We start from the raw sequence: 25,237 nt of genomic DNA on the forward strand, positions 1-25,237 counted from the left end.
GGGCGGACCGCTCGCTCGAGACCCGAGCCGGCACCGCTACCGGTGAGGAGGCGTACTGTCCATGGCCCGCCACGCAGGTTCCGAGTCGTTCGACGCCGACCTTCCCGCGGATTGGGATCCGCTGGTCGACCCGTGGCCCGCATCCACTGCGGTTCCGCAGGCGACGCCGCTCGAGCGCACGGTGCGTGACGAGGTCGATCCGTTGGGTCTCGCCTCCCTGCCGAACTGGTCCTTCGCCTCCGAGTCGACGAACCTGCGCGACTCCCTCACCGAGCTCGCGGCCCTCGAGGTCCGCGTCGCCCAGTCGGCCCCGGTGCCGGCGCCGGAGATCGTCGTCCCCCCGCGGGATCCCCGCCGCGAGGCGCAGCTCGCCATCGAGACCCAGCCCGTCGAGCTGGACCTCGGCGAGCACCCCTCCGGCCCGCTGCCCCGCGCCGGCACGTGGCCGCCCCTGGGCGGGGTCCCCGAGTCGCCCGCGGCCCTGGACGCCCTCCGCGCCGAGTCGCGGCCGGAGCCCCGCGTCGAGTCGCGGCCCGAGCCCCGACCGGAGCCCCGCGTCGAGTCCCGGGTCGAGGCCGAGCCGGCGCCGCAGTTCGACGTCACGCTCGTCGGGCCGCTCGGCGACCCGGAGTTCGGGTTCACCAAGGGTCAGTGGTACGCCCTCGCGGGCAGCAGCGCCCGTGAGGTGACGGTGGGCGAGGCGATCCTCGCCCACCCGGACAAGGCCGGCCCGATCGTCCAGCTCGCCTGCTGGTACCTCCGCGAGAAGCCGAGCACCGGCCGCGCCCTCGACCTCGCCACCGAGCTCGCGATGGCGGTCTCCGACCTCGCCCGCCGGGAACTGGTCCGCGAGCGCCGCTCCGCCTGAGTCGCCCGGGCCGTCGCTCCGGGTCCTTGTCAAGAAAGGGTGACACCCCTTACTGCGCAGTAAGGGGTGTCACCCTTTTTCGACGTGAAACCGGCGCTACTGCTTGTAGGTCTCCAGGAAGCGGCCGATGCGGGTGATCGCTTCCTTGAGGTCGTCGACATGGGGGAGCGTGACGATCCGGAGGTGGTCCGGACGGGGCCAGTTGAAGCCGCGGCCCTGGACGAGCAGGATCCGCTCGCTGCGGAGCAGGTCGAGGCAGAGGCGCTCGTCGTCGACGATCGGGTGGACCTTCGGGTCCAGGCGCGGGAAGCAGTACAGCGCGCCCTTCGGCTTCACGCAGGAGACGCCGGGGATGTCGTTGAGCATCTCGTAGCAGACGTCGCGCTGCTCGATCAGCCGGCCGCCGGGCAGGACGAGGTCGTCGACGCCGTGAGCCGCGGACAGCGCGGTCTGGATCGCCCACTGCGACGGGACGTTCGCGCACAGGCGCATGTTCGCGAGGACCTGCAGGCCTTCGAGGTAGCTGCGCGCGTGCTGGCGCGGACCGGTGACGAGGGCCCAGCCGGAGCGGAAGCCGGCCATCCGGTAGACCTTGCTCAGGCCGCCGAAGGTGATCGTGAGGACGTCGTCGGCGAGCAGTGCCGCGGGGACGTGGACCGCGTCGTCGTAGAGGATCCGGTCGTAGATCTCGTCGGCGAACACGATGAGGTTGTGCCGGCGCGCGATCGCGAGCAGGTCCTCGAGCAGGTCGCGCGAGTACACCGCGCCGGTGGGGTTGTTCGGGTTGATGATCACGAGCGCCTTGGTCTTGGCGGTGATCTTGGCCTCGACGTCGGCGAGGTCGGGCATCCAGTCGGCGCCCTCGTCGCAGAGGTAGTGCACCGGGCGGCCGCCGCACAGGGACGTGATCGCCGTCCACAGCGGGTAGTCCGGCGCCGGGATCAGCACCTCGTCGCCGGTGTTCAGCAGCGCCTGCAGGCACATCGCGATCAGCTCGGAGACACCGTTGCCCAGATAGATCTGGTCGACGTCGATGTCCGCAATGCCCTGATTCGCGTAGTACTGGGCGACGGCGGTGCGTGCGGAGAAGATGCCCTTCGAGTCGCTGTACCCGGCGGCGGCGGGGAGGTTCCGCACGATCGCCTGGAGGATGTCGTCAGGGGCCTCGAAGCCGAACGGGGCCGGGTTGCCGATGTTCAGCTTGAGGATTCGGTGGCCGGTCTGCTCGAGGCGCATCGCCTCTTCGAGCACCGGGCCACGCACGTCGTACGCGACATTCGCGAGCTTGCTGGACTGAATGATCTCCACCTACCGAGTGTAGGGCTGCGCCTACCGCGGCCGCGCGGAGATTTGCGCCGTCCGGGAGCCGGGTGCGGACCGGGGGTCAAGGCGGCCGCTCGCGGTGCCGAAGTTCCGGACGTTCCTGCTGTGCGTTCCTGATGCGGGATCACGGAATTCGTCCGGATTCGGGCGGGATCTTCCCCTCCGAAGCCTCTCGAGTTTCCGTGCCGCCACCGATAGATTCGCTGCTTCGCTCGCCGCCGCACCTACCATCGGCGGCAGTGGGGCTGAACCCATCCGGAGGGGACACATGTCGGCTCGGGTGCTTGTCGCCTACGCCGCGAGCGCGGGCTTCACGGCTCGGCACGCTGCCGACGTCGCGGGCGAGATCGCCGAGGTCGGCGGTCTCGAGGTCGACGTCAAGCCGATCACGTACGTCGCGTCCATCGAGCCGTACGTCGCGGTGTACCTGGGGTGGTCGAGCCAGTCCCGGGCCGCACAGCGCGAGATGTCCCGGTTCCTCGAGCGCAACGCCGCGCACCTGGCCGACCGCCGTATCTGGGTGGTCCAGCGCAAGGCTCCCGGTGACGGCTCCGCCCGCGGCGGGCTCCGCCTGTCCCGCCTGCTGGTCCGCAACGGCGTCGCCGCCGAGACCTTCGCCGGCACCGGCACCCACCGTCGCGGCGAGGTTCTCCCGACGATTGCCCCCGCCGTCCCCGCGCCGTCCCCGGCCGGCGACGAGGTCATCACGGCCACGTGCCCCATCTCCGCCTGACGCGACCGGCCCGGCCGGCCGGGCCCTAGAGTCGCGGCGATGAGGTCGACGGCCGGACGCGAACCCGCGATCCTGGCCGCCCTGTTCTGGGCGCCGATCGTCCTCGCCACGCTCTGGATCGTCGCGTCGCCGCCGCACTCCGTCGACGGTCCGGCGCACCTGCTCGGGGCCCGCGCGATCGCCGACCACGACGAGCCGATCTACGCCGGCTACTACGAACTCGACTGGTTCCCGACGCCGAACCTCGCCGGGACGCGCTTGCTCGCGGCGCTGGTCGACCTCGGAGGGTTGCGCTTCGCCGCGACGGTGATGCTGCTGCTCGCCGCGCTCGGGACCCCGCTGGCGCTGCGGTACGCCCTCCGGGCGGTCCGGCCGGAGTCGACGTGGCTCGCGATCGCCGCCCTGCCGCTGTCGTTCGGCTACCTGTACTTCTACGGGTTCTGGAACTACTGCCTCGGGATCGCGCTCGCGCTGGTGTGCATCGGGCTGACCCTCCGTGCCGCCCCGGACTGGCGTGCCGGCCCCACCCTCGCCCTCGCCGCGCTGCTGACCCTGACCTGGCTGACGCACCTGGTCCCGTTCGCCGCGGCGGTGCTGTTCCTCGCGGCGACGGTGGTGACCGGCCCGCGGGAGCGCCGCGCGTGGTGGGCACCGGTCGCGACGGTCCTCCCGGGTGCGGGGCTGAGCCTGGCGTACCTGCTGCACACCGACTCCGGCGACGGCCCGACCTGGACCAACCCGCTCGGCCGGGCGGCCGGACTGGTCTCGCTGCACACCACGGTCACGACGTACTCCCGGTGGGAGGACGTCGTCGCCGCGGCGGTGGCCCTCGTGCTGCTGGCGCTGGCGTTCGTGGCCCGGCGGGCGGTCCCCGCCGCCGGCGCCCGCGCCGCGAGCGCGGCGGCGGGGCTGGCGGCCGTTGCCGCGGCGTTGCTGGTCCTCGTCACCCCGACGAGCTTCGGCCTCGACTTCGGCCTGATCGACGAGCGGCTCGCGGTGTTCCCGGTGCTGTTCGCGCTCCTCTGGCTGGCCGCCCGGCCCCCGGAGCCCCGGGTCGCGCTCGCCGCCGCGGCCGCGCTCGTCGTCGCGACCGCCGCCCTCGCCCTGGTCCGTCTGCCCAAGCTCGCCGACTACGCCGACCTCGCCGACGAGTACCTCGCCGCCGCGCAGTTCGTCGAGCCCGGCTCGACGCTGGTCGCGCTCCGGTTCGCGAATTACGGCCCCGACGCCGGCCGCAACCGTGCGTGGGACCCGACCCGGCACCTGGGTAGCGAGCTCGCGGCCCGTCGGCACGCCGTCGACGTCGGGCACTACGAGGCGGTCCTGGACTACTTCCCCGCCCGGTTCCGGGCCGGCGCGAACCCGCGCACCGTCCTCGACCCGGAGTTCACCGGGCTCGGTCAGGTGCCGCCCCAGATCGCGCTCGCGCAGCTGCCGGCGGTCTCGCCCTCCGGACCCTTCTACGTCCTCGTCGTGGGTGCACCGGAGGCGGTCGGCCCGGCCGCGCACGTCCTGGAGGAGACGCGTCTGGTGCTGGAGCGGCGCTTCGAGAAGGTGGGCACGACCGAGCGCGGACTGGTCGAGGTCTGGCGTTCGGTGCCGCCGGCTTCGGGATAGCCTCCCTCGGTGCTCATCCTGCTCCCGCCCTCGGAGGGCAAGACCGAAGCGCGCCGGGGGAAGCCGCTCGACCTGTCGACGCTGGTGTTCGCGGACGCGCTCACCGAGACGCGTCGCACCGTGATGTCCGCGCTGGCCGACCTGTGCGCCGGGGACGCCGAGAAGGCCCGCGAGGTCTTGGATCTGACGGCTGGTCAGGCCGCTGACCTGGTCCGCAACCTCCGGCTGGAGACGGCCCCCACGCTGACCGCGGCTCAGCTCTACAGCGGAGTCCTGTTCGACCACCTCGGCCTGTTGGACCTCCCGTCCGACGCCAAGCGCCGGGCCAACCGGAACGTCCTGATCTCCAGCGGGCTGTGGGGCGTCCTGCGCCCGAACGACCGCGTCCCGCCCTACCGGCTCTCCGGCGGCGCGACGCTGCCGGCGCTCGGCACGGTCGCCGGGACCTGGCGCGGCCCGCTCGGCGAGGTCCTGCCGGGCTGGGTCGGCCGCAAGGTCCTGCTCGACCTGCGCTCCGGGGCCTACGCCGCGGCCTGGCGTCCGTCCGGCCCCGTCGCGGAGCGGACGGTCACCGTCCAGGTCACGCACCAGGGCAAGGTCGTCAGCCACCACAACAAGGCGACGAAGGGCCGGCTCGCCCGCGCGCTGCTCTGCTCCGACGCCGACCCCCGAACCCCGGCCGCCCTCGCCGAGGCCTGCGCCGCCGTCGGCTTCCCCGGCCTCCTCACCGCCCCGCCCCGCGCCGGCGGCACCTGGCAGCTGAGCATCGACCAGGTCTGACTCCGGTACGGCCGCCTCCGTCAAAAAAGGGTGACACCCCTTACTGCGCAGTAAGGGGTGTCACCCTTTCTTGACATCACACTTTCTTGACATCGTCAGGGCGGAAACGCGGGGCCTAGAAGAGCGGGCCGATGCCGCCGGGGCCGTCGTCGTCATCGTCGTCGTCGCCGGGGAACAGGCCACCGCCGCCGGGGGTGCTGCTGCGCTCGGGGAGGCGGAACTCCACCGCGCGCCAGGTGCTGAACCCGGTGTGGACCATGCCGAGCAGGGCGTAGTGCCCGTCGGGCAGGGCGATGAGGCAGAACCGGTCGCCGTGGGCGAGGCCGTCCTGGGGCGGCCAGTCGTCGTAGTCGTCGAGGGCCTGCTCGGGCCAGTTGGAGTTCGGCGCGGCGGACGGGCCGTAGCAGGTGGCCTCGCCGAACGGGGTCTGCCGGTGGGCCGTGATCATCGCGGTGATGATCTCCGGCGGCGCGAGCTTGCGGACCTCGGCGCCGGAGCGGCCGGCCCGGATCTTCTCGAGCAGCTTCCCGACCGGGCCGGTCACGTTGAAGCTCTTCAGCGCGCCGGCGCGCAGGCCCGTGTTCGGGTCGAAGGTGAAGCTGGCCTCGGCGTCGACGACGGTCTCGATCGTCGTCGGCTCCTCGGTCGTCCGCCAGCGCATGATCGCCTGGCCGCGGCTGACCTGGACGTTGTAGATCTCGTTGACCGGACGCCCGGTCACGTCGGCGAGGTTGATCGAGCCGAGCAGGCGCGCACCGCTGTCGTAGGCGACGACGACGTCCGCGCCCGGGCCGGCGGCGGTCGAGCACTTCAGGACCGCGACGGTGTCGGCGACGCCGTCGCCGGTGAGGTCACCGAACGAGGTGAAGTCGTTGAAGCGGTTCGGGTCCAGCGTCGAGGCCAGCGCGACCTCGCCGTTGCCCGGCGCGATGCCCGGCAGGCGGCCGCCGACGAGCGTCCCGGCCGGGTGTCCGCAGACCGACGGGACGGCGAGCGACTCGAGCTCACGCAGGTCCAGCGGCTGCCGGTTGCGGATCTCGTTGGTGAGCAGCTCGCGGATGCGGTCGGCGAACTGCGAGACGCGCGGCAGGCTCGGCGCGAAGCACGGCCGAATCGTCGACGGGAACGGCCACGCGGCGCCCTGGGCCCCGATCTCCGCGAGCCGGATGCCCGCGCTCTGGGCCGGCGTCCCGAACGCGTCGAGCGTGAAGCGGCACGACGCGCGCAGCTGCGACAGGGCCTGGATCGTCGTCGACGCCGTCGAGGAGACCAGGTCGCCGAGCGGAATGTCGTTGGCGCGGAACGGCTTGAGCCCGAACCACCCGAGGTTCGTCGCATTGACGACGACGTCGCCGGCGAACGCGTGGACCCGGACGGTGTTCGGGTACGGCCGCAGCGCGAGGTGCTGGGGCGACTGACCGCGGAACGCGTCGCCGCCGGCGCGGGCGAACGCACCGGCCTGGACGGGCAGGAAGCCGCACGGGGCCTGCTCGGTGAACACGGCCGGCTTGAGCGCACGGCACGCACTGACCAGCAGCCGCAGGACGGTGCGCGGCTCGGACGCGGTGGAGCCGACGCCGGTGTTCAGCAGTTCGGCGAGCTGCGAGCCGGTCTGCGGGGACCCGTAGCCGATGACGGTCGTGACCTGCGACCCGCGGTCGCGGCCCTCGACCTGCCCGCCGACCGCCCAGCGTGCGGCGAGACCGCCGACGCCGTGCGTGATCAGGATGGCCTTCTGCCCGAGCGCGCTGGTGACGCAGTCGATCGCGTCGCCGAGCGCGGGGCCGATGCCCGGGTCGTCGACCCAGTTCCCGGCGCTGGTGCGGTAGTCGAACGTGTAGACCGCCGCGCCGGGGATCTGCTGCAGCTGCCCGATCAGTGACGCGCGCGGCGCGGCCGGGGCCGGGCCACCGGCGCCCATGTCGATCGGGCGGGAGAAGTCGCCGGTGCGCGAGTCGTCGTGCTTCGCGCGGCCGTGGTAGTCCGGGACCATGATGATCGGCACGTAGACCCCGCGCCGGTCCGCCTTCTGCTGGATCTGCTGGCCCGTGTCGGTGACGTCGGTCTTGAGCACCGGCGCCAGCTCGACCTGGCCGCACGGGACCTGCCGCGGCGGCGCGGCCGTCGCGGTCTCCGGGGCGGCGATCGTGACCAGCGGCATCGCCAGCGTCGCGGCGACCGCGACCCCGAGGGGGCGGCGCCACCGGCGGGAGGAGGTGTTCCTGCGGAAGAGCGTCACTGTCCGCCTCCGGGTGCGGCGGGCTGCTGCTGGGCGGGTGCGGGCTGGGTCCCCTGCGGCTGGGTCCCCTGCGGGGTCCCGGACTGCGCGGGGGCGCCCGGCGGGATGACGCCGGCGCCGGAGGACGGGATCGTCGCGCCGCCCGGCGGGACCTGGGCAACCCCCGGCGGGTTCGCGGCCGGTGCCTGGCCGGGGTCAGCCGGGGTGGAGCCGGCGTTGGCCGGGTTCATCGGCACGGTGCCGACGACCTTCCAGCCGGCCTCCTCCTTGACCATGACCGCCGAGTACGTGACCGCCGGTTGGCCGGGGCTGGTGACGGTGACCGTCATCGTGCCGCCACCGAGACCGTCCGGCTGCCAGCTCGCGGGGTTGGCCGAGACCGTGGACCCGGCCGGGACCGCCTCGCGCGCCCGCCCCCCGACCGCGGAGCGGACGTCCGAGGCGACGAGGCTCGTCGGGTCGTCCGCCAGCTTGCCGAGGGCCTCCGCCACCGCGGCGGCCTCCTCCAGGCCGGGCTTGTTGCCCGAATTGTCCGATCCGTTGCCGCCGCCGCCCGAGACGGCGAGGGTGACCCCCGCCCCCAGGACGACCGCTGCGACCACTCCCGCGGTGATCAACTGCGGCCTGCTCAGCTGCTTCAACACCGAACTCCTGCTCGCGGACGAAGCCCCCATTCTCCACAGGGGTTCGGGTCCGGTCCGCGCCCGTGCACCAATTGAGACCTCGGCGACTGCTTCGTCGACAGGCGCCGAGCGCGCGAATGCGGCCGCGATGGGCAAGACTGCACGCGATGGACAGCCTCGACGACGTCGTCTCCCGGCTCGAGTCGGCGCTGGGTTCGCCGTGGGGGCTGCTCGTCATCCTGGCCGTCTGCATCGTCGACGGCTTCTTCCCGGTGGTCCCGAGCGAGACGCTGGTGATCTCCGGCGGCGTGCTCGCGGCGCAGGACGAGTTGCCGCTGACCGGCGTCATGGCCGTCGCCCTGGTCGGGGCGATCACCGGCGACCACATCTCCTACTTCATCGGGCGCACGGTCGGGCGGCCGTTCGTCGACCGGATGTGCCGGAGGCCGCGCATCGCCAAACTGCGGGACAACGCCCAGGCCCAGCTGGACAAACGCGGCGGGCCGGCGCTGATCGTGCTCCGGTTCGTCCCCGGCGGCCGGACGATCAGCACGGCGCTGTGCGGGATCCTGCACTTCCCGCTGCGCAAGTTCACCCCGTACGTCTGCGCGGGCGGGGTGCTGTGGGCGCTGCAGGCCAGCCTGCTCGGGTTCTTCGCCGGAAACCTGATCCACGACAACTACCTGCTGGCGGTCACGGTCGGGATCGTGGCGTCGGTGGTCCTGGCGCTCGGGATCGAGTACGTGCGCCACAAGCTCCTCGCCCGGCGCCGCCGCACGGCATAGCGTGGGCTTGCTCACACCCCACCGGACGTTGTAGAACAGCGTTCTGGATTCTGACACGCCATCGTTCCCGATTCCCGGCGGGAGACCCGGTGACCACGACGCTGCGCCCGCACGACCCGCTCGACATCTCCAGCCTCGCGTTCTGGGCGAAGAGCCCGTCCGAGCGCGAGCCGGCCTTCGACGAACTGCGGCGCGAGCGTCCGCTGTCCTGGCACCGCCCGGTCGAGACCGAGCTGATCCCGGACGAGGACGACCCCGGCTTCTGGGCCCTGGTCACCCACGCCGACGTCACCGCCGTCAGCCGGGACGCCGAGACGTGGGGCTCGGGCATGGAGTTCGGCGGCGTGATGATGGAGAACGTCCCCGAGGACATCATCGAGATGGCGCACTCGATCCTCTCGATGGACGACCCACGCCACGGCCGGCTGCGCAAGATCATTTCCTCGGTCTTCACGCCCCGGCGGGTGAGGCTGATCGAGGATCAGATCGCGGCGCAGGCCGCCGCGATCGTCGACGACCTCGGCTCGTCGGGCGAGGTCAACTTCGTCTCCGCCGTCTCCGCGCGGCTGCCGATGTGGACGATCTCGGAGATGATCGGCGTCCCGCCCGAGGACCGGCAGACCTTCACCGACGCCGCGAACGCGATGGTCGGCTGGAACGACGAGGAGTACCTCGCCGGCCGTGACGGCCTCCAGCTGCTGTTCGACTCGCTGATGACGCTGCACGGCGGCGCGTACCGGATGGCCGAGGAACGCGCCGAGGACCCGCGCGACGACCTGATCACCGCCCTCGTCCAGGCCGAGGTCGACGGGCAGAAGCTGACGCCCGAGGAGATCGCCGCGTTCTTCGTCCTCCTCTCGGTCGCGGGCAACGACACCACTCGCCAGACGACCACGCACGGGCTCCTCGCCCTGCACCGCCACCCGGACCAGCGCGAGTACCTGATGGCGGACTTCGAGGGGCGCATCGACCGGGCGATCGACGAGCTCCTTCGGTGGGCCACGCCCGTCCTGACGTTCAAGCGGACGGCGCGCAAGGACACCGAGATCCGCGGACAGCACATCGCGGCGGGGGAGAAGGCGGTGCTCTTCTACCACTCGGCGAACCGCGACGAGTCGGTCTTCCCCGACCCCTACCGCTTCGACCTCACGCGCGACCCCAACCCGCACGTCGCCTTCGGGGGTGGTGGCCCGCACTTCTGTCTCGGCGCGAGCCTGGCCCGCGTGCAGCTGCGCGCGATCTTTTCCCAGGTGCTCCACCGGCTGCCGAACCTCGAGGTGATCGGGGAACCCGTGTTCCTCCGCGGCAACTTCATTCACGGCATCAAGCGCCTGCCGGTCCGGTACTGACGCCCCTCGTGCCCGGCGCCCGCCACACTGAGCCCATGAGCGACGACGGCGAGCTGCGCCAGCGCGCCCTGCGCGCGTCGAGGGACGCGCTCGACGGTCTCGCCGTGCTCGTCTACGACCGCGAGCTCCGGGTGCTCGACACCTACGGCGGCGCCCTCGCCCGCCACGGGTACGACCCGGTCGCGATGATCGGCCGGTCGTTGGCCGAGGCCCTGGCGCCCGCGGTGTGGGATCCGCTGGCGGGCCGGATCCGCCGGTCGTTGCAGGGCGAGCGGTTCACGGTTGACCGGATCGCCCAGGACGACATCGCGGTCTACGAGGTGACGATCGGGCCGGTCGAGCTCGACGGACAGATCGTCGGCGGCTCGGTCGTGGCCCGCGAGGTCTCCGAGCTCCGCAGCGTCCAGGCCGGGCGCGCGAAGGACGAGGAGCTGCGTCGCCAGTGGCAGCTCAGCTTCGAGGTGACCAAGCGCGGGATCATGTTCACCGATCCCCACACCAACGTCATCGCGCGGGTCAATGCCGCCTTCGCGGCGGACCACGGCGGCCGCCCCGAGGACTTCGCGGGGAGGCCGCTGGCCGAGGTCTTCAGTCCCGCCGCCCGAGGCCGGATCTCCGAGCTCGCCGACTTCGTCAACCGCGAGGGGTACCTACGTTACGAGACCGAACACATGCGGCTCGACGGGTCGGTGTTCCCCGTCGAGACCGAGGTCGTCGCGGCGCGCGCGGAGGACGGGCGGCTCCTCTACCGCGTCGCTTACGTCGATGATCTGACGGAACGTAAGATGCGCGAAGCCTCGGAGCGACAGGCCGTCGCGATGTTCTCCACCGCGTTCGACAAGGCACCGATCGGCATGTGCCTGATCGGTCTGGAGGGGCAGTTCCTCCGGGTCAACGAGGCGCTCTGCCGGCTGGCCGGTCGCAGCGAGGACGAGTTGCTCGCCCTGACGTTCCAGGAGTCCACGCACCCGGACGACCTCGACCATGATCTGACGCTCATTCAGGAAACGATGGACGGCCTCCGGGCCGGCTACGAGATCGAGAAGCGGTACCTCCGCCCGGGCGGTGAGGTGATCGATGCCCGGCTCTCGGTCGCGCTGGTCCGGGACGGGGAGGGCCGCCCGGTGCACTTCGTCTGCCAGATCGTCGACCTCACCGAGCACGCACGTCTGGAGCAGCAACTGGAAGCGTCGATCCGCATCGCTCGGGACCTGCTCTCCGACGTCAGTGAGGATTCGCTGCAGCACATCGCGGCCGAGGCCGCCGCGATCGCCCGCGCCGACCGCGTCCTCGCCCTGCTGCCGACGCGGGACCCCGACCACCTGCGGGTTGCCGTCGCGGTCGGCGCCGACGTACAGGACCTGCCCGGCACCTTCGTGCCGTTGGCGGACACGATCAGCGGCGAGGTCGCCCGGACCGGGGCGCCCCGCGTCCTGACCGAGAGCGAGGCGACCGCCGCCGCCGCGAGCGAGGTGCACTTCGCCCCGGACGGCGGGCTCGGGCCGAGCATGGTGATTCCGCTGCTCGGGGAGCGCGGCTCCCGTGGTGTGCTCGCGGTCGGCCGGAACCCGGGGCGCCCGCCGTTCACCGACGTCGAGGTCGAGCTCGCGAAAGCGTTCGCGCAGCAGGCGGCCGTCGCGCTCGAGCTCGCCGACGCCCGCGAGCTCGGCCAGCACCTCGAGCTGCTCGAGGACCGCGACCGCATCGCCCGCGACCTCCACGACCACGTCATCCAGCGTCTGTTCGCCGCCGGTCTCACGCTGCAGGCGATGGCGGCCGGCCTGGACGAGGACCGGGCCGAGCGCATCGGCCGGTGCATCGAGGACATCGACGAGACGATCACCCAGATCCGCTCGGCGATCTACGGCCTGCGGACGCCCCTGAGCCCGGCCGTGAGCACGACCCGCGAGCGGATCCTCGGCGTCCTCTCCGACGTCACGCCGCTGCTGCCCGCCCCGCCCGTCGTGCAGTTCGCGGGACCGCTCGACGTCATGCCGCCCGACGACCTCGTCGACGACCTGGTCGCGGTCCTGCGCGAGGCGCTCACCAACGTCGCGCGCCACGCGCAGGCCGGCAAGGTGCGGGTGATGGTCGGTGCGGTCATCGAGACCCGCACTCTCACCGTCGAGATCGCCGACGACGGCGTCGGCCTCGGCGACTCGACCCGGCGCAGCGGTCTGGCCAATCTCCGCAAACGGGCCGAGGGCCGGGGCGGGACGTTCGAGGTGACCTCACCCGAGCCCGGCGGGACCCGTCTGGTGTGGGCGGTCCCCATTCCTTGACGCCCCAGTCGGCACCGTGGAGGTGTCACCCCCACGGCAACGGGTGGGGTCGGAGTGACCGGTGCCACAGGACGCGTTCGCCCGGCGTTCATCGGCGACCCGCATGCTGGAGGCATGAGCGCAGACACCGGATTCCTGGCCGTGGAAGGACTGCACAACCTCCGGGACGTCGGGGGTTACCCGACGGTCGACGGCGGCACGATCCGCGGCGGGCTGCTGCTGCGCGGTGGGGCCCTGGGCGACCTCACGGCGTCCGGGCCGCTGTTGGCCGACCTCGGCATTCGCATGGTCGTCGACCTGCGCGAGGACAGGGAACTGGTCGGCCTGCCCGACTCCGTGCTCCCGGACGGGCTCGCGCTGCACCGCAATCCGCTCTACGGCGGCCGCATTCGCCTCGGCGAGATCGACGAGCTCGCCGACCTGTACACGCAGATCCTCGAGCGCTGCGCGGACCAGGTCGTCGCCGCGATCGAGGTGCTCGCGGGCGAGGACGCGCTACCCGCGCTCGTGCACTGCAGCGCCGGCAAGGACCGCACCGGTCTGATCGTCGGTCTGCTGCTCTCGGCGCTCGGGGTTCCGGACGACGTGGTGGCCGAGGACTACGCGCGGTCCGAGGAGGCGTACGTCGGTGAGCTCCGCGAGCGGACGATGCGCAAGGGCATCGCCCTCGGTGCGAAGGAGGACCGCATGGAGGAGCTCATGAGCTGCCCGCCGGAGCTGATGCACACCGTCCTCGCCGACCTGCGCACCGCCCACGGCAGCACCGAGGGCTACCTCGTCGCCGGTGGTCTCCGGCCGGAGTCGCTGGCCGCGTTGCGGGAGCGGATGGTCGAGCCGGCTTCCTGACGGCGCCGTCACAGGGTTTCCTGACGCTACGTCAGGCGTCGACGGGATTCTCGTCGAGCACGTCCAGCAGCAGCGGACGGGTGCCGGTGTGGAGAAAGGCGCGGTCGTTGAAGGCCGCGACGGCTTCGGCGAGCTGCTGGTTGCGCTCGGTCAGGACCGGAAGCTCGGTGGTCTCGCCGTGCATGCTCACGACGTCGTCGGTGTAGGCGCGGATCGTCTCGATGAGCTGGATCGCCGCGGCCACGATCTCCTGCGCGCTCTGCTCGGAGTACTGCTCGACGTTGTCCCAGACGTCGTCCATGACCTCAGGCTATGCCGTCCCCCTGTGCGAATCCCCCGGATCGGCCGACCCGCCAACCGGGTGACAGCGCCCGGCGGCGCGGGGACAGTGTGCCTACGCTGTCCGATCAGCGCGGTTCGCGGGGATTCGGGCCGCGATCGGAGGTCGCGATGCGCCGGGCACATCTCGTCGTGGCGATGAGTCTGACGGCGCCCGCTCTCGTCGCCCTCGCCCCCGCCGGGCACGCCGCGTCCGCGGGATGCACCACCGAGTCGGCGGTCCTCACGTGCTTGCTCGGGGGCGGTGAGTCCCATTCGTTCACGGTCCCTGCGAACCCCGGCCCGCTCGAGATCTTCGTGCAGGGCGCGGACGGCGGGAGCTTCGGCCCTGACTTCGCCGGCGGTGAGGGCGCCGGCTTCGGCGCGACCTTCGCGGTGCGCGCCGGGGACGTCGTGACGATCCGCGTCGGGGGCGCCGGCGCCGACCGCACCAAGGTCGGCGGCACTGCCGCGGGCGGTGCCAACGGCGGCGCGCCCGGCGGGGCCCACGGGGCCGGCGGCGGAGGCTGGACGGGCGTGCAGGTCGTCCGCGCCGGTCAGGTCGTGGGGCTCGCCGTCGCCGGCGGCGGGGGCGGTGCCGCCGAGGGCGACTACGGCTACGCCGCGGTCGAGCGCGGGCGGACCTCCCCGCTCCCGATCGACGCCTCCACCACCGAGCCCGGTTGGCGCGCGGACGCGGAGTGCCCCGAGTGCCCGGTCGGCCCCGACGGTGCGGCGCAGCCCGCGTTCACCGGCGAGACCGGGGGCAGCGGCGGCAGCGGCGTCCCCCTCGACGGCGGCGGTGGCGGCGGCGGGTACTTCGGCGGCGGTGGTGGCCTGACCGACGCCGAGGAGTCCGGCGACCCCCAGGACGACGGCTCCACCAACGGCGTCGCCCGCACCGGCGGCGGCGGGGGCTCCACCGTCGTCCGCGGCGCCGCCGAGCTCACCGACGTCCCGTGGGAGAACCCGAACCCGACCGACACCCGCTCCGGCTTCGGCGCGCTCCGCCTCGGCCCCGGCACCCCCACGAAACCCGCCGTAGCGTCCGTGGAAGTGGTCTCGCCGGGACGTCAGCGAGATCGAGCGCTATAGCGCGCGGTTTCGCTGACGTTGCCGGGAAGAACGGGGTGGCCAGGGGCGGGGTCGAACCGCCGACCTACCGCTTTTCAGGCGGTCGCTCGTACCAACTGAGCTACCTGGCCGGGTGGGACTGAGGAAGTTTAGCCGACCCGTCGGGTCGCTCCGACGACCGCTCGGTCCCGGGGGCCGGGTGACGTACCGTTCGCCGGTGACCACGAGCCCGACGATGGATCGCCGGCTCGTGCTCCTCTTCGCGGTCGCGTGCGGCGCGAGCGTGGCGAACCTGTACTACGCGCAGCCGCTGCTTGACCGGATCGCCGACGACCTGGACGTCTCGCCGGGGGCCGCGGGGCTGCTCGTGACGGCGTCGCAGATCGGGTACGCGCTCGGGCTGGTGACGATCGTCCCGCTCGGGGACCTGATCGCCCGGCACCGGCTGGTGGCGCCGCTGATGGCGCTGTGCACGCTCGCGCTGCTCGGGGCCGCGGCGGCGCCGAACCTGCCGGTGCTGCTGCTCGCGGTCCTCGGGGTCGGGGTCACGGCGGTCGTGGCGCAGGTTCTCGTCCCACTCGCCGGGGCGCTGGCGGCGGACCACGAGCGCGGAACGGTCGTCGGCACCGTGATGAGCGGCCTGCTGATCGGCATCCTCGCCGCCCGCACGATCTCCGGACTGCTCGCCGCCGTTGCGGGGTGGCGGACCGTCTACGTCGCCGCCGCGGGACTCTGCGCGCTGCTCGGGATCGTCCTGCACCGGATGCTCCCGCGTCTGCCCGTTGCCGACCCCGCGCTGACCTACCGGGGCCTGGTCCGCTCGCTGTGGCCGCTGGTCCGCGACGAGCCGGTGGTGCGACGCCGCATGGTCTACGGCGCGCTCGGCATGGCCGGATTCACCGTCGTGTGGACCTCGCTCGCGTTCCTCATGGCCGAGGACTACGGCAAGGGCGAGGCGGAGACCGGCCTGCTCGGCCTCGCCGGGCTCTTCGGCGCGGTCGCCGCACTCGGCGCCGGACGGCTCGCCGACCGCGGCTGGGCCCACCGGTCGACCGGCAGCTTCCTGCTCTGCGTCGCCCTCGGGTGGGCGCTGCTCTGGGCCGGCGGGGAGTCGATCGCCGCGCTCGTCGCCGGGCTGGTCCTCGTCGACCTCGGCATGCAGGGCCAACACATCACCAACCAGTCGATCCTCTACGCGCTCCGGCCCGAGGCCCGCAGCCGACTGACCACGCTGTACATGACGGGCAACTTCGCGGCCGGGGCCGTCGCGTCGGCGTTCGCCGGCGTCGCCTGGAGCGCGGGCGGCTGGGACGCCGTCTGCTTGGTCGGCGGCGGGCTCGCTCTGGTCGGCTGCCTGGTCTGGCTCGACGAGCACGTCCGCGCCCACCCGGCGACGGCACGCCGGTCCTGAGCTCTCGGCAGCGGCCCGCCGCGGTGCCATCATCTGCCGATGCGAGACATGCGACGGGTCGTCGTCAACACGATCATCGGCTCGTTCTCCCTGGCCGCGCTGCTGGGCATCGTCGCCCTGCTCGGCGGCGGCGACTTCGGCTCGACCGAGGCCCGCATCCTGCTGACGACGCTGATCGTCGGCGTCCAGTCGGTCGCCGCGCTCTGCTACCTCTCGCTCGCCGACTCCGCCCGGTACCGCTGGGTCGGGATCGCCGGCGGGGCGACCTCGCTCGTCGCTTCCGTCCTCGCGCTGATCCTGACCTGGGGCGCCGACGACTCCGAGCCGCTGCTGCGCGCGTTCTTCGTGACGCTGACGCTCGCCGCCACCTTCGCGCAGGCGTCCCTGCTGCTCGCGCTCGCGGGGCGGGAGGGGATCGGTCCGCTGCTGGGCTCCACGCTGTTCGTGGCCGCGTGCGTCGCGCTGCTGATCCTGGGCCCGATCCTGGAGATCGGGTCCGACCCCGGCGGCGGCTACGCCCGCGTCCTGGGCGTGCTCGGGATCCTCGACGTGCTCGGGACGGTGGTCGTCATCGCGACCGCGGTCTTCGCGCGGGTCCGCGACAACGACCCGCCCGCGCCGCCGTCGACCGACAGCGAACCGCGCCTGCTGAGCACGGCCCTTGAGGTCCGCGTCCGCGAGGCCGCGAAGGAGCGCGGCACCTCGCCCGCCCAGCTGATCAGCGACGCCCTGGACCAGTTCCTGCGCTGACGCGAAACCCGGGAACGACGAAGGCCGACCCGGAAGGGTCGGCCTTGTGTCTGCTGCGGTCGTACTGTGCGGTCCCGACGGGATTTGAACCCGCGGCCTTCACCTTGACAGGGTGACGAGCACTCCAAACTGCTCCACGGGACCTGGTCTGCGCGCCTAAGTGTGGCACACAAGGTCGTGCGGTCGTGCAGGTGTTTCTTGTGTTCTTCCTTGCGGTGGTTCCTGGCGGTACTGCGTGCCCCCAACGGGATTCGAACCCGTGCTGCCGCCTTGAAAGGGCGGTGTCCTGGGCCTCTAGACGATGAGGGCCTGTGGCGTTCGACCACGGGTGCCGTGGAGGACCGCGTCAGCATAGGGGACGGTCTCGGCCGCGGCCAAAACAGCCCCGCCCCGGCCGTCCCCAGCGCCGGGAACGCCGCAGGTCACGGGCCCTCCCACGGGTCGGCCTGCTGGCTGCGCGAGTACTGCTCGAAGCGCTTGGTCTCCTCCGGGGCGAGGGTGCGGTTGATCTGGGCCGAGCTCAGCCCGAGGCCGCCGATCGTGAGGTCGTCCCAGGCCTGCAGGCGCTTGGTCGTCGCGTCGAAGTAGAGGATCGAGCACTCGATCGGCTCGGGGGTCTCGCCCTCCAGGGCGCGCAGGCCGGCGCCGCCGGTGCTGCCCTGGACGAACATGCGCGTGCCCTCGGGCAGCAGCTTCGTCGACCGCTGGTGGGTGTGCCCGGCGAGGACCAACGGGACGACCCCGTCGAAACCGGTGCCCTGCGTCGGGTCGTGGACGACCGCGATGTCCGGGTGCGTGCCCGCGAGCCTCACCCCGGCCGCGACGGCGTTGCCGAGTGCCGCGACCTCCTCGTTCGAAGCGCGCTCGACGGAACGGTCGGGGGTGAAGCGGGGGTCCGCGTCGCCGGTGATCCGCAGCCCCGCGACCTCCTTGGTGACGCCGTCGTCGAGCACGAGCGCGTTCGGCTGCGCCGCCACCGCGTCGGCGATGGCCTTCGAGTCGTGGTTGCCGCGGACGTAGACGTACGGGACGGGCAGGTCGGAGATCGCGTCGACGAACCGCCGCTCGGCCTTCGAGCCATGGTCGGAGATGTCGCCGGAGTCGACGATCAGTGCCACGTCGAACTGCTGGGTGATCGAACTGATCACCTCCCACGACGCCGGGTTCAGGTGGATGTCCGAGACGTGCAGGACGCGGATCGTCGTCGGGTCCGGCTCGTACGCCGGCAGCGTCGAGGTGACGTCGTAGAGCTTGGAGACGTTGCCGACGAGCTTCGCCAGGCTCCGGCTGTAGTCGCTGAAGCCGGCGACGATGTCCTGCGCGTTGCCGACGACGGACGGGGCCGAGACCAGCAACCCGGAATACTGGGGCTGGGAGACCGAGCGCGGGTTCCAGGTCCACGCGGCGGTGCCGATCGTCGCGCCGACCATTGCGACCGCCGTCCCGCACACGAACGCCACCCGCCTCGCCTTGCGGCGGTAGACGAGCACCGACAGCACGAGCGCCCCGAGCAGTGCGGACACCGCCGAGCGGATCACCAGCCGGATGATCGCGTCCTTGGCGTCGGCCGAGACCCACTGCTCCAGGCCCTCGAGTGCCTCCGGGTCCTCGAAGATCGTCCGCGCGTCGGTGACGTTGAGCGCGTCGACGGTGACCGTGACCCCGATCGGGCCCTCGTGGGTGTCGAGGGTGAGCGTCCCGAGCGGGCCGACGCGGATCTCGGTGTCCCCGGACCACGAGAAGTGCGCGGTCATGTGGGTGTTCACCGGGCCGATCGGCGTGCTGTCGCGCCCGCCGACCATCAGCCCGAGCCACGCCCCGACGACGGCGACCAGGACGAACCCCGCCACGCCGGCGATGCGCCGGGCCGGGACCCACCGCGGGACGAGCCGGCGCAGCCCACGGCGCAGCACCCACACGGTGCTGGGCTTGCGTAGGCGGTCGAGCACGGCGCGCGCTCCTCGGGACCCGGCGTGCGGCGTCCGGTGGACGGAGCCGATCCCCCACCGGCTCGATCTTCGACGGTAGGCGAATTCAGGTCGCGGCAGGCGGACAATGACCAAGTGCTGAACATCCCTCGCGAGGACTTCGAGGCGCTCGTCGCTGAGGCGCTCGATTCCATCCCGCCCGAGCTCACCGGGCTGATGACGAACGTCGCCGTCTTCGTCGAGGACGACCCGCCCCCGGACGACCCTCAGCTGCTGGGGATCTACGACGGCGTGCCGCTCACCGAACGTGACGGCTGGTACTCCGGCGTCCTACCCGACCGGATCACGATCTACCGCAACCCGACGCTCGCGATCTGCGAGCACCGGGACGACGTCGTGGCCGAGGTCGAGATCACCGTGGTGCACGAGATCGCGCACCATTTCGGCATCGACGACGCCCGCCTGCACGAGCTGGGCTACGACTGAGCGGGGCCGTCGCGGTCTACTAAGTCGTGCTCATCAGGGCCGCGGCCCCGAACGAGACGTTGAAGCGGTCGCACCAGATGGACACGCTGCGTAACTGCACGAGGTCGACGTCGGCCGGGATTCGGTAGTTCTGCGAGCCCTTGTTGCCCTTGAGATTCCCGATCTTCCGGTGGGCGTTGTCGTCGAAGACGTGCCAGCCGCCGCGGCCCTCGATCACCGGGGCGTCGGAGAGCACGACCTTGAGGTCGGGCCCGTTGCTGGTGTCGAGGTTCTCCAGGCGCAGGACCCGCGAACCGTCGGCCAGGCGGATCACCCGGACCGTCCCGGTCGTCGAGTGCTCGTGGGAGAGAAGCTCCCCGCGGTAGAGCTCCACCCAGGCCGGGCCGGGCTTCGGGGTGGGCGCCGCCGTCGGGAGCGCGACCGGGGCCTCGGCGACCGCCACCGGCGCGACCGGGAACGCCTCGACGACGGTCTTGTCGATCCACAGCTTCCACGGCTCGAACGCCGCGAGGGCGACGGCGACGAGGACGGAGAACAGCGCGAGCCCGGCCTGGACTCCCCGGTGACGCAGCAGACGCTTCATGCCGGCAGTGAACGCGTCGGCGGGCTCCGGCGCAGCCCCTCCGCGCCTTACGGAAGTGATACGGCCGGAACTGCTACGGGGCGAGCCAGGACCCCGCGGGGACGTTCCGCGCGACCCAGAAGACGGCGACGGTGGCCGCGAGCGTCCAGCCCGCGGCGACGGGCAGCCTGACCACGGCCCGCCCGGTGACGGCGCGGCGTAGCCACGCCGCCCAGGCGAGGACCAGGAGCGGGACGGCGAGCACGACGAGAACGTTCCGGGCGACCGCGGTGCTCAGGTCGCCGTGGGCGAGGGCGTGGACCGCGCGCAGACCGCCGCAGCCCGGGCACCACCAACCCGTCACCGTGTGGAACGGGCAGGGCGGGTAGGTCCCCGGCTCCTCCGGGCTGACCAGGGCCACCGCCGCCGTCGCGGCCGCCACCGCCGCGCCGACCCCCAGGGGGGCGGTCGGCGCGGCGGTCGTTCTCGCGGAGGCGCGCAGCGGCGGGGCCGTGGCCACGGTCAGGCCTTGATGACGACGGTGCCGCCGAACTTGTCGTGCAGACCCTGCTTGCGGCCGCTGCTGTCGAACAGCGGCGACAACGCGACGACGATCGAGCCGATGTAGCAGGCGATCCACGAGAAGTTGTAGAGCGCGGCCCGTTTGCCGGCGGCCGTCTGGTCGGGAATCGCGCCGTTCTCCAACTGCACGACCTTCAGGCCGAGCGCCTGCTTGCCGATCGTGGCGCCGCGGGCCGAGATGAAGTACGCGTCGTAGCCGAAGAAGATCGCGGTCTGGACGACGGTCCCGAGCAGCTGCACGCCCAGATTCGTGTTCCAGGTGACGATCGCGACGATGATCCACACCGGCGAGAGCACCAGTGAGTCCAGGATCCGCGCGAGCAGCCGCTTGCCCAGCGACCCGACCTCGATGCCCGGCGGGATCCCCGGGACCTGGGGCTGCCCGTACGCCGGCTGCCCGTACGCGGGCTGCCCGAACCCCGGCTGCTGCCCGTACGGCGGCTGCCCGTACGGCGGCTGCTGGCCGTAGGGCGGGGGCTGCTGCCCGTATCCCGGGGGCTGGCCGTATCCCGGGGGCTGGCCGTAACCCGGCGGGGGTGGCGGCTGCTGGCCCGCGGCGGGCGGCTGGCCGTAGGGCTGCTGCCAGTGGGGAGGGACCTGCTCCGGCGGGATCTGCTCCTGCGGGGGGCCGATCGGGCCGCTCGGCGGCGCACCCCACTGCGGCGGGGGCTGGTTGTACTCCCAGGACTGCCCCGGGCCGGGCTGCGTCCAGCCGGGCGGGGTCTGGCCGGGGGCGAACGGGTCCTCGGGCTCGCGGCCTTCCTCGGACGGTTCCTTCGACTCGGCCATTCCTACCCCCATCTCGGCTGCTGGATTCGACCCTAGTGCGGGCCGACAGCGGTGATACGAACGACGGCCGTCCCGAGTTCGTCGGAGGCGGCGAGATCAACCTCACCCGAGAAGCCCCAGTCGTGGTCCCCGTTCGGGTCGTCGAAGATCTGACGGACCGTCCAGATCCGCTTCCGGCCCTCGGGCTCCTTGTCGACGACGAGCAGGTGCGGCCCGCGCGCGTCAGGGTCGGTCGAGATCGGGCCGTACTCGGCGAAGTAGGGCTGCATCGCGCTCGCCCAGTCCGCGGCCGCCCAGCCGGACTCGCCGTCGAGCTGCCCGAGTTCGGCCCACTGGTGCCGCGCCGCGAGCGTGACGCGCCGGAAGAACGCGTTGCGGACGAGCACCGTGAACGCGCGCGTGTTCGCGGTGACGCCCTTCGGCTCGCGGGGCTCCGCCGCGGCAGCGAGCGTCGCCCGGTCGACGCCCTCGGCGAGAGCCTCCCACTCGTCGAGCAGGCTCGAGTCGGTCTGGCGGATCATCTCCCCGAGCCACTCGATCAGATCGGTGAGCTCGGGATTCTTGAGCTCGTCGGGCACGGTCTGGCGCAGCGCCTTGTAGGCGTCGCCGAGGTACCGCAGCACGATGCCCTCGCTGCGTGCGAGGCCGTAGTGCGAGACGAACTCGCCGAACGTCATCGCGCGCTCGACCATGTCGCGGACCACGGACTTCGGCGAGAGCGGGAACTCCGCGATCCACGGGTGCCCGCCGCGGTAGGTCTCGTACGCCGCCTCCAGCAACTCCTCCAGCGGCTTCGGCCAGGTGATGTCCTCGAGCAGTTCCATCCGCTCGTCGTACTCGATGCCCTCGGCCTTCATCGCGTTCACCGCTTCGCCCTTCGCGGCGTACTGCTGGGCCATCAGCACCGGCCGCGGGTCCTCCAGCGTCGCCTCCAGCACCGAGACGACGTCGAGGGCGAAAGTCTCGGACTCCGGGTCGAGCAGCTCGAACGTCGCGAGCGCGAACGGCGAGAGCGGCTGGTTCAGCGCGAAGTTGGTCTGCAGTTCGACGCGGGGGACGACCCAGCGTCCGGTCTCGTCCGGCTCGGCCAGCTTCGCGACGACGCCGCCGGCGACGAGCTCGCGGTAGATCCGGATCGCGCGGCGGATCAGCTTGTTCTGCCGGGTGCGGTCCTCGTGGTTCTCCCGCAGCAGGTGGCGCATGTGCTCGAACCCGTCACCGGGGCGCGCGATGACGTTGAGCAGCACCGAGTGCGTGACCCGCATGCGCGAGACCAGCGGTTCCGGTGCGGCGTTCACCAGCCGGTTGTAGGTGTCCTCGTTCCACGACACCTGGCCCTCGGGCGGCTTCACCTTCTGGACGCGTTTGAGCTTCACCGGGTCGTCGCCGGCCTTCGCGATCCGCCGCGCGTTCTCGACCAGGTGCTCCGGCGCCTGGACGACGCAGTAGCCGGTGGTGTCGAAGCCGGCGCGCCCGGCCCGCCCGGCGATCTGGTGGAACTCGCGGGCCTTGAGGATCCGGGTCCGGTGCCCGTCGTACTTCGCGAGCCCGGTGAGCAGCACCGTGCGGATCGGCACGTTGATCCCGACGCCGAGGGTGTCGGTCCCGCACACGACCTTGAGCAGCCCGGCCTGGGTGAGCTGCTCCACCAGGCGCCGGTACTTCGGCAGCATGCCGGCGTGGTGGACCCCGACCCCGTGGCGGACCAGCTTCGACAGCGTCGCCCCGAACCCACGGGCGAAGCGGAAGTCCCCGATGGCGGCGGCGATCTCGTCCTTCTGCTCGCGGGTGCACAACGTGACCGAGAGCAGTGACTGGGCGCGCTCGAGCGCATCCTTCTGCGTGAAGTGCACGACGTAGATCGGTGCCTGACGGGCCGTCAGCAGATCCTCGATCGTCTCGTGCACCGGAGTGAGCGCCCACGAGTACAGCAGCGGGATCGGGCGGGTCGCCGACGTGACCACGGCCGTGGGGCGGCCGGTTCGCGCCGTCAGATCCTCCTGAAAGCGCGTCACGTCACCGAGCGTCGCCGACATGAGGAGGAACTGCGCCTGGGGGAGCTCCAGCAGCGGGACCTGCCAGGCCCACCCGCGGTCGGGCTCGGCGTAGAAGTGGAACTCGTCCATCACGACCCCGCCGATGTCCGCGGCGGCGCCCTCCCGCAGCGCGATGTTCGCGAGCACCTCGGCCGTGCAGCAGACGATCGGGGCGGTCGGGTTGACCGCCGCGTCGCCGGTGAGCATGCCGACCCGCTCGGCGCCGAAGATGTCGCAGAGCGCGAAGAACTTCTCGCTCACCAGCGCCTTGATCGGGGCCGAGTAGAACGTGCGCCGGCCCTGCGCCAGCCCGGCGAAGTGCATCCCGGTCGCGACCAGGCTCTTTCCCGAGCCCGTCGGCGTCGTGAGGATGACGTTCGATCCCGAGACGAGCTCGATCAGCGCCTCGGTCTGCGCCGGGTACGGCTCGAGACCGGTCCCCGTCGCCCACTCCGTGAAGGCGTCGAAGATCGCGTCCGGGTCCGGTGGTGCAGAAAGCAGGTCCGCGAGCAGTCGCGTCATCCGATCAGTTGAACTGCGCGGACTTCGGCACCGGGCGGTCCTGCCGCAGCGCGTCGAACAGGGCACGGGAGCGGCCGGCGTCCCACTCGATCACCGAGCCGACCCCGGACGCCGTGTACTCACGTCCGATCGGAACCGTCGTCGTCGTCCCGAGCCCCTTCGCTGCCCATGCGAGACGGACCAGGTCGATCAGGTGGTCGCCGTCGTCGATGACCATCGCGCCGGCGCCCTTGGTCGCCACCGACCACATGCGGAACGGGTTGAGCAGCGTCGTCGGCGAGGTGACCTTGTCCATCAGCGAGCTGATCAGTTCGCGCTGGTTGCTCACGCGGTCCAGGTCACCGCGCGTCGATGCGCGGGAGCGGGCGATGCCGAGCGCCTCGCCACCGTCGAGGTTCTGGCAGCCCTTCTTGATGTCCAGGCCCGCCTTGGGGTCCTTGCGCGCCTCGTCGATGCACATGTTCACACCGCCGACGGCGTTGACGAGGTCGAACAGCCCGCCGAACCCGATCTCGGCGTAGTGATCGATGCGGATGTTCGTGGCCTGCTCGACGGTCTGGATCAGCAGCTTCGGCCCGCCGAACGCGAACGCGGCGTTGAGCCGGTTCTTCGAGTGTCCGGGGATCGAGACGTAGGAGTCGCGCGGGAGGCTGACCAGCGTCGGCTTGCCGCCGCCGTCCGGGATGTGGAGCAGCATCATCGTGTCGGTGCGCTGGCCGGTCGCGCGGCCGGTCTTGAGCTTGGCGCGCTCCTTCGCCGACAGGCCCTCGCGGCTGTCGGAGCCGACGATGAGCCAGTCGCTGCCCGGCGTCTTCGCCGGCCGGGAGTTCGAGGCCGGGAACGCGTCGATCCGCTCGAGCCGGGAGTCGGCCCAGAAGTACAGGCACATGGGCAGCACGAGGAACAGCACGGCCGCGATCGCGACCGGCTTCTTCCAGCCGAAGCGGCGTCGCTTGCGTTTGACGACGGTCTGCGGCGGCTGCGGCGGGGGCGGCGGGGCCTCCCCGACCGGCCGGCGCATCGGCGGGCGGCTCTGCGGCGGCGCGGCCCCGGCCCCGGTCGCGGTGCGGCGGCGTCCCGCCGGCTGGTCGGCCGGCGGCTGCGGCGGGTAGGCGTCGACCGGACGCTGCGGGGGCGCGGGCGGCGGTTCCTGCCGCGAGACCGGCGGGAACGGCCGGTTGGCGGCGGGCCGCGAGACCACCGTCGGGGCCTCCGGTGGCTCCGCCCGGCGGGGGCGCTGCGGCGCGACTTCGTCGCGGAACCAGGGTCCCGCCCCGCGGTCGCTCATCGAGCCCTCCTGCATCCCCGAGTGATTTCCCGAGAAGTTCTCCGGC

22 protein-coding genes and 3 tRNA genes are annotated in these 25,237 nt (G+C 72.3%); 12 read left to right on the forward strand and 13 right to left on the reverse strand.

What is annotated here, in order from left to right; all coding sequences use genetic code 11:
* Positions 1-61 precede the first annotated feature (61 nt).
* Complete coding sequence (locus SPOPO_RS0110105) at positions 62-868, forward strand: flagellar biosynthesis protein FlhF (protein WP_028984661.1); 807 nt, start codon at positions 62-64, stop codon at positions 866-868.
* 96 nt (positions 869-964) lie between these two features.
* Here the strand turns inward: SPOPO_RS0110105 and SPOPO_RS0110110 are convergent, their stop codons facing one another.
* Positions 965-2,176 (reverse strand): pyridoxal phosphate-dependent aminotransferase, encoded by a 1,212-nt coding sequence (locus tag SPOPO_RS0110110; protein ID WP_019874657.1) that lies wholly within the window; start codon positions 2,174-2,176, stop codon positions 965-967.
* 283 nt (positions 2,177-2,459) lie between these two features.
* Here SPOPO_RS0110110 and SPOPO_RS32650 point away from each other — a divergent pair, with 283 nt between their 5' ends.
* Genes SPOPO_RS32650 through SPOPO_RS0110125 form a run of 3 tightly spaced genes read left to right on the forward strand, consistent with a single transcriptional unit; the run spans position 2,460 to position 5,321 of the window.
* A complete protein-coding gene (locus SPOPO_RS32650) occupies positions 2,460-2,924 on the forward strand; it encodes a hypothetical protein (protein WP_051098342.1) in 465 nt (154 codons plus the stop codon).
* A 39-nt stretch (positions 2,925-2,963) separates the two neighbouring features.
* Positions 2,964-4,541 carry a hypothetical protein gene (locus tag SPOPO_RS0110120; RefSeq protein WP_019874658.1) on the forward strand — a complete coding sequence of 526 codons (1,578 nt, stop codon included), beginning with the start codon at positions 2,964-2,966 and terminating at the stop codon, positions 4,539-4,541.
* A gap of 9 nt (positions 4,542-4,550) precedes the next feature.
* The gene (locus SPOPO_RS0110125) at positions 4,551-5,321 is read left to right on the forward strand and encodes a YaaA family protein (protein WP_019874659.1); all 771 of its coding nucleotides are present in this window, start codon (positions 4,551-4,553) and stop codon (positions 5,319-5,321) included.
* A 115-nt stretch (positions 5,322-5,436) separates the two neighbouring features.
* On the opposite strand, the gene SPOPO_RS32655 is transcribed toward SPOPO_RS0110125, so the two are convergent.
* Together SPOPO_RS32655 and SPOPO_RS0110135 are read right to left on the reverse strand one after the other, a co-directional pair.
* Positions 5,437-7,560, reverse strand: coding sequence for a lipase family protein (locus SPOPO_RS32655; protein ID WP_019874660.1), 2,124 nt, complete (start codon positions 7,558-7,560; stop codon positions 5,437-5,439).
* The gene (locus tag SPOPO_RS0110135) at positions 7,557-8,204 is read right to left on the reverse strand and encodes a hypothetical protein (RefSeq protein ID WP_019874661.1); all 648 of its coding nucleotides are present in this window, start codon (positions 8,202-8,204) and stop codon (positions 7,557-7,559) included. The genes SPOPO_RS32655 and SPOPO_RS0110135 overlap by 4 nt, the downstream gene beginning before the upstream one ends.
* Positions 8,205-8,350: 146 nt before the next feature.
* On the opposite strand from SPOPO_RS0110135, the gene SPOPO_RS31975 reads away from it, so the two are divergent.
* The 4 genes from SPOPO_RS31975 to SPOPO_RS28830 all read left to right on the forward strand — a co-directional run bounded on the left by SPOPO_RS31975 (position 8,351) and on the right by SPOPO_RS28830 (position 13,445).
* Positions 8,351-8,968 (forward strand): DedA family protein, encoded by a 618-nt coding sequence (locus SPOPO_RS31975; RefSeq protein ID WP_019874662.1) that lies wholly within the window; start codon positions 8,351-8,353, stop codon positions 8,966-8,968.
* Positions 8,969-9,057: 89 nt separating this feature from the next.
* A complete protein-coding gene (locus SPOPO_RS0110145) occupies positions 9,058-10,317 on the forward strand; it encodes a cytochrome P450 (protein ID WP_019874663.1) in 1,260 nt (419 codons plus the stop codon).
* Positions 10,318-10,352: 35 nt separating this feature from the next.
* Positions 10,353-12,599: a PAS domain S-box protein gene (locus SPOPO_RS32660; protein WP_019874664.1), complete on the forward strand. Its 2,247-nt coding sequence runs from the start codon at positions 10,353-10,355 to the stop codon at positions 12,597-12,599.
* 114 nt (positions 12,600-12,713) lie between these two features.
* Positions 12,714-13,445, forward strand: a complete 732-nt coding sequence (locus SPOPO_RS28830; RefSeq protein WP_019874665.1) for a tyrosine-protein phosphatase — start codon at positions 12,714-12,716, stop codon at positions 13,443-13,445.
* A gap of 31 nt (positions 13,446-13,476) precedes the next feature.
* Here the strand turns inward: SPOPO_RS28830 and SPOPO_RS0110160 are convergent, their stop codons facing one another.
* Positions 13,477-13,746 (reverse strand): hypothetical protein, encoded by a 270-nt coding sequence (locus tag SPOPO_RS0110160; RefSeq protein WP_019874666.1) that lies wholly within the window; start codon positions 13,744-13,746, stop codon positions 13,477-13,479.
* 149 nt (positions 13,747-13,895) lie between these two features.
* Here SPOPO_RS0110160 and SPOPO_RS35875 point away from each other — a divergent pair, with 149 nt between their 5' ends.
* Positions 13,896-14,858, forward strand: coding sequence for a hypothetical protein (locus SPOPO_RS35875; protein ID WP_019874667.1), 963 nt, complete (start codon positions 13,896-13,898; stop codon positions 14,856-14,858).
* Positions 14,859-14,894: 36 nt separating this feature from the next.
* On the opposite strand, the gene SPOPO_RS0110170 is transcribed toward SPOPO_RS35875, so the two are convergent.
* Positions 14,895-14,968, reverse strand: a tRNA-Phe gene (locus tag SPOPO_RS0110170).
* Positions 14,969-15,054: 86 nt separating this feature from the next.
* On the opposite strand from SPOPO_RS0110170, the gene SPOPO_RS28835 reads away from it, so the two are divergent.
* Positions 15,055-16,248, forward strand: a complete 1,194-nt coding sequence (locus SPOPO_RS28835) for an MFS transporter (RefSeq protein WP_211210882.1) — start codon at positions 15,055-15,057, stop codon at positions 16,246-16,248.
* A gap of 39 nt (positions 16,249-16,287) precedes the next feature.
* Complete coding sequence (locus SPOPO_RS0110180) at positions 16,288-16,998, forward strand: hypothetical protein (RefSeq protein WP_156869773.1); 711 nt, start codon at positions 16,288-16,290, stop codon at positions 16,996-16,998.
* 69 nt (positions 16,999-17,067) lie between these two features.
* Here SPOPO_RS0110180 and SPOPO_RS0110185 read toward each other — a convergent pair.
* The 3 genes from SPOPO_RS0110185 to SPOPO_RS0110195 form a co-directional block, all read right to left on the reverse strand.
* Positions 17,068-17,142, reverse strand: a tRNA-Asp gene (locus SPOPO_RS0110185).
* A 92-nt stretch (positions 17,143-17,234) separates the two neighbouring features.
* Positions 17,235-17,307 (reverse strand) — tRNA-Glu (locus SPOPO_RS0110190).
* Positions 17,308-17,420: 113 nt separating this feature from the next.
* Positions 17,421-18,947 carry a metallophosphoesterase family protein gene (locus SPOPO_RS0110195; protein WP_019874670.1) on the reverse strand — a complete coding sequence of 509 codons (1,527 nt, stop codon included), beginning with the start codon at positions 18,945-18,947 and terminating at the stop codon, positions 17,421-17,423.
* A gap of 114 nt (positions 18,948-19,061) precedes the next feature.
* Between SPOPO_RS0110195 and SPOPO_RS34800 the strand changes: the two genes are divergently transcribed.
* Entirely contained in the window at positions 19,062-19,412 is a 351-nt protein-coding gene (locus SPOPO_RS34800) for a metallopeptidase family protein (RefSeq protein ID WP_019874671.1), read from the forward strand.
* Between the two features lie 19 nt (positions 19,413-19,431).
* Here the strand turns inward: SPOPO_RS34800 and SPOPO_RS0110205 are convergent, their stop codons facing one another.
* The 5 genes from SPOPO_RS0110205 to SPOPO_RS28840 all read right to left on the reverse strand — a co-directional run bounded on the left by SPOPO_RS0110205 (position 19,432) and on the right by SPOPO_RS28840 (position 25,191).
* Positions 19,432-19,995: a DM13 domain-containing protein gene (locus tag SPOPO_RS0110205; protein ID WP_019874672.1), complete on the reverse strand. Its 564-nt coding sequence runs from the start codon at positions 19,993-19,995 to the stop codon at positions 19,432-19,434.
* A 73-nt stretch (positions 19,996-20,068) separates the two neighbouring features.
* Positions 20,069-20,494, reverse strand: coding sequence for a DUF2752 domain-containing protein (locus SPOPO_RS0110210; RefSeq protein WP_019874673.1), 426 nt, complete (start codon positions 20,492-20,494; stop codon positions 20,069-20,071).
* Between the two features lie 2 nt (positions 20,495-20,496).
* The gene (locus tag SPOPO_RS0110215) at positions 20,497-21,345 is read right to left on the reverse strand and encodes an RDD family protein (RefSeq protein WP_019874674.1); all 849 of its coding nucleotides are present in this window, start codon (positions 21,343-21,345) and stop codon (positions 20,497-20,499) included.
* A 32-nt stretch (positions 21,346-21,377) separates the two neighbouring features.
* Positions 21,378-23,903, reverse strand: coding sequence for a DEAD/DEAH box helicase (locus SPOPO_RS0110220; protein WP_019874675.1), 2,526 nt, complete (start codon positions 23,901-23,903; stop codon positions 21,378-21,380).
* Positions 23,904-23,907: 4 nt separating this feature from the next.
* Positions 23,908-25,191: an LCP family protein gene (locus tag SPOPO_RS28840; protein ID WP_084671712.1), complete on the reverse strand. Its 1,284-nt coding sequence runs from the start codon at positions 25,189-25,191 to the stop codon at positions 23,908-23,910.
* Positions 25,192-25,237 lie beyond the last annotated feature (46 nt).

Source organism: Sporichthya polymorpha DSM 43042, assembly GCF_000384115.1.
Lineage (GTDB): Bacteria > Actinomycetota > Actinomycetes > Sporichthyales > Sporichthyaceae > Sporichthya > Sporichthya polymorpha.

Coding starts and splice junctions, on each gene's coding strand:
- SPOPO_RS0110105 (WP_028984661.1), top strand. CDS start 62: ATGGCCCGCCACGCAGGTTCCGAGTCGTTCGACGCCGACCTTCCCGCG.
- SPOPO_RS32650 (WP_051098342.1), top strand. CDS start 2,460: ATGTCGGCTCGGGTGCTTGTCGCCTACGCCGCGAGCGCGGGCTTCACG.
- SPOPO_RS0110120 (WP_019874658.1), top strand. CDS start 2,964: ATGAGGTCGACGGCCGGACGCGAACCCGCGATCCTGGCCGCCCTGTTC.
- SPOPO_RS31975 (WP_019874662.1), top strand. CDS start 8,351: ATGGACAGCCTCGACGACGTCGTCTCCCGGCTCGAGTCGGCGCTGGGT.
- SPOPO_RS32660 (WP_019874664.1), top strand. CDS start 10,353: ATGAGCGACGACGGCGAGCTGCGCCAGCGCGCCCTGCGCGCGTCGAGG.
- SPOPO_RS28830 (WP_019874665.1), top strand. CDS start 12,714: ATGAGCGCAGACACCGGATTCCTGGCCGTGGAAGGACTGCACAACCTC.
- SPOPO_RS0110160 (WP_019874666.1), bottom strand. CDS start 13,746: ATGGACGACGTCTGGGACAACGTCGAGCAGTACTCCGAGCAGAGCGCG.
- SPOPO_RS35875 (WP_019874667.1), top strand. CDS start 13,896: ATGCGCCGGGCACATCTCGTCGTGGCGATGAGTCTGACGGCGCCCGCT.
- SPOPO_RS0110180 (WP_156869773.1), top strand. CDS start 16,288: ATGCGAGACATGCGACGGGTCGTCGTCAACACGATCATCGGCTCGTTC.
- SPOPO_RS0110205 (WP_019874672.1), bottom strand. CDS start 19,995: ATGAAGCGTCTGCTGCGTCACCGGGGAGTCCAGGCCGGGCTCGCGCTG.
- SPOPO_RS0110215 (WP_019874674.1), bottom strand. CDS start 21,345: ATGGCCGAGTCGAAGGAACCGTCCGAGGAAGGCCGCGAGCCCGAGGAC.
- SPOPO_RS0110220 (WP_019874675.1), bottom strand. CDS start 23,903: ATGACGCGACTGCTCGCGGACCTGCTTTCTGCACCACCGGACCCGGAC.
- SPOPO_RS28840 (WP_084671712.1), bottom strand. CDS start 25,191: ATGAGCGACCGCGGGGCGGGACCCTGGTTCCGCGACGAAGTCGCGCCG.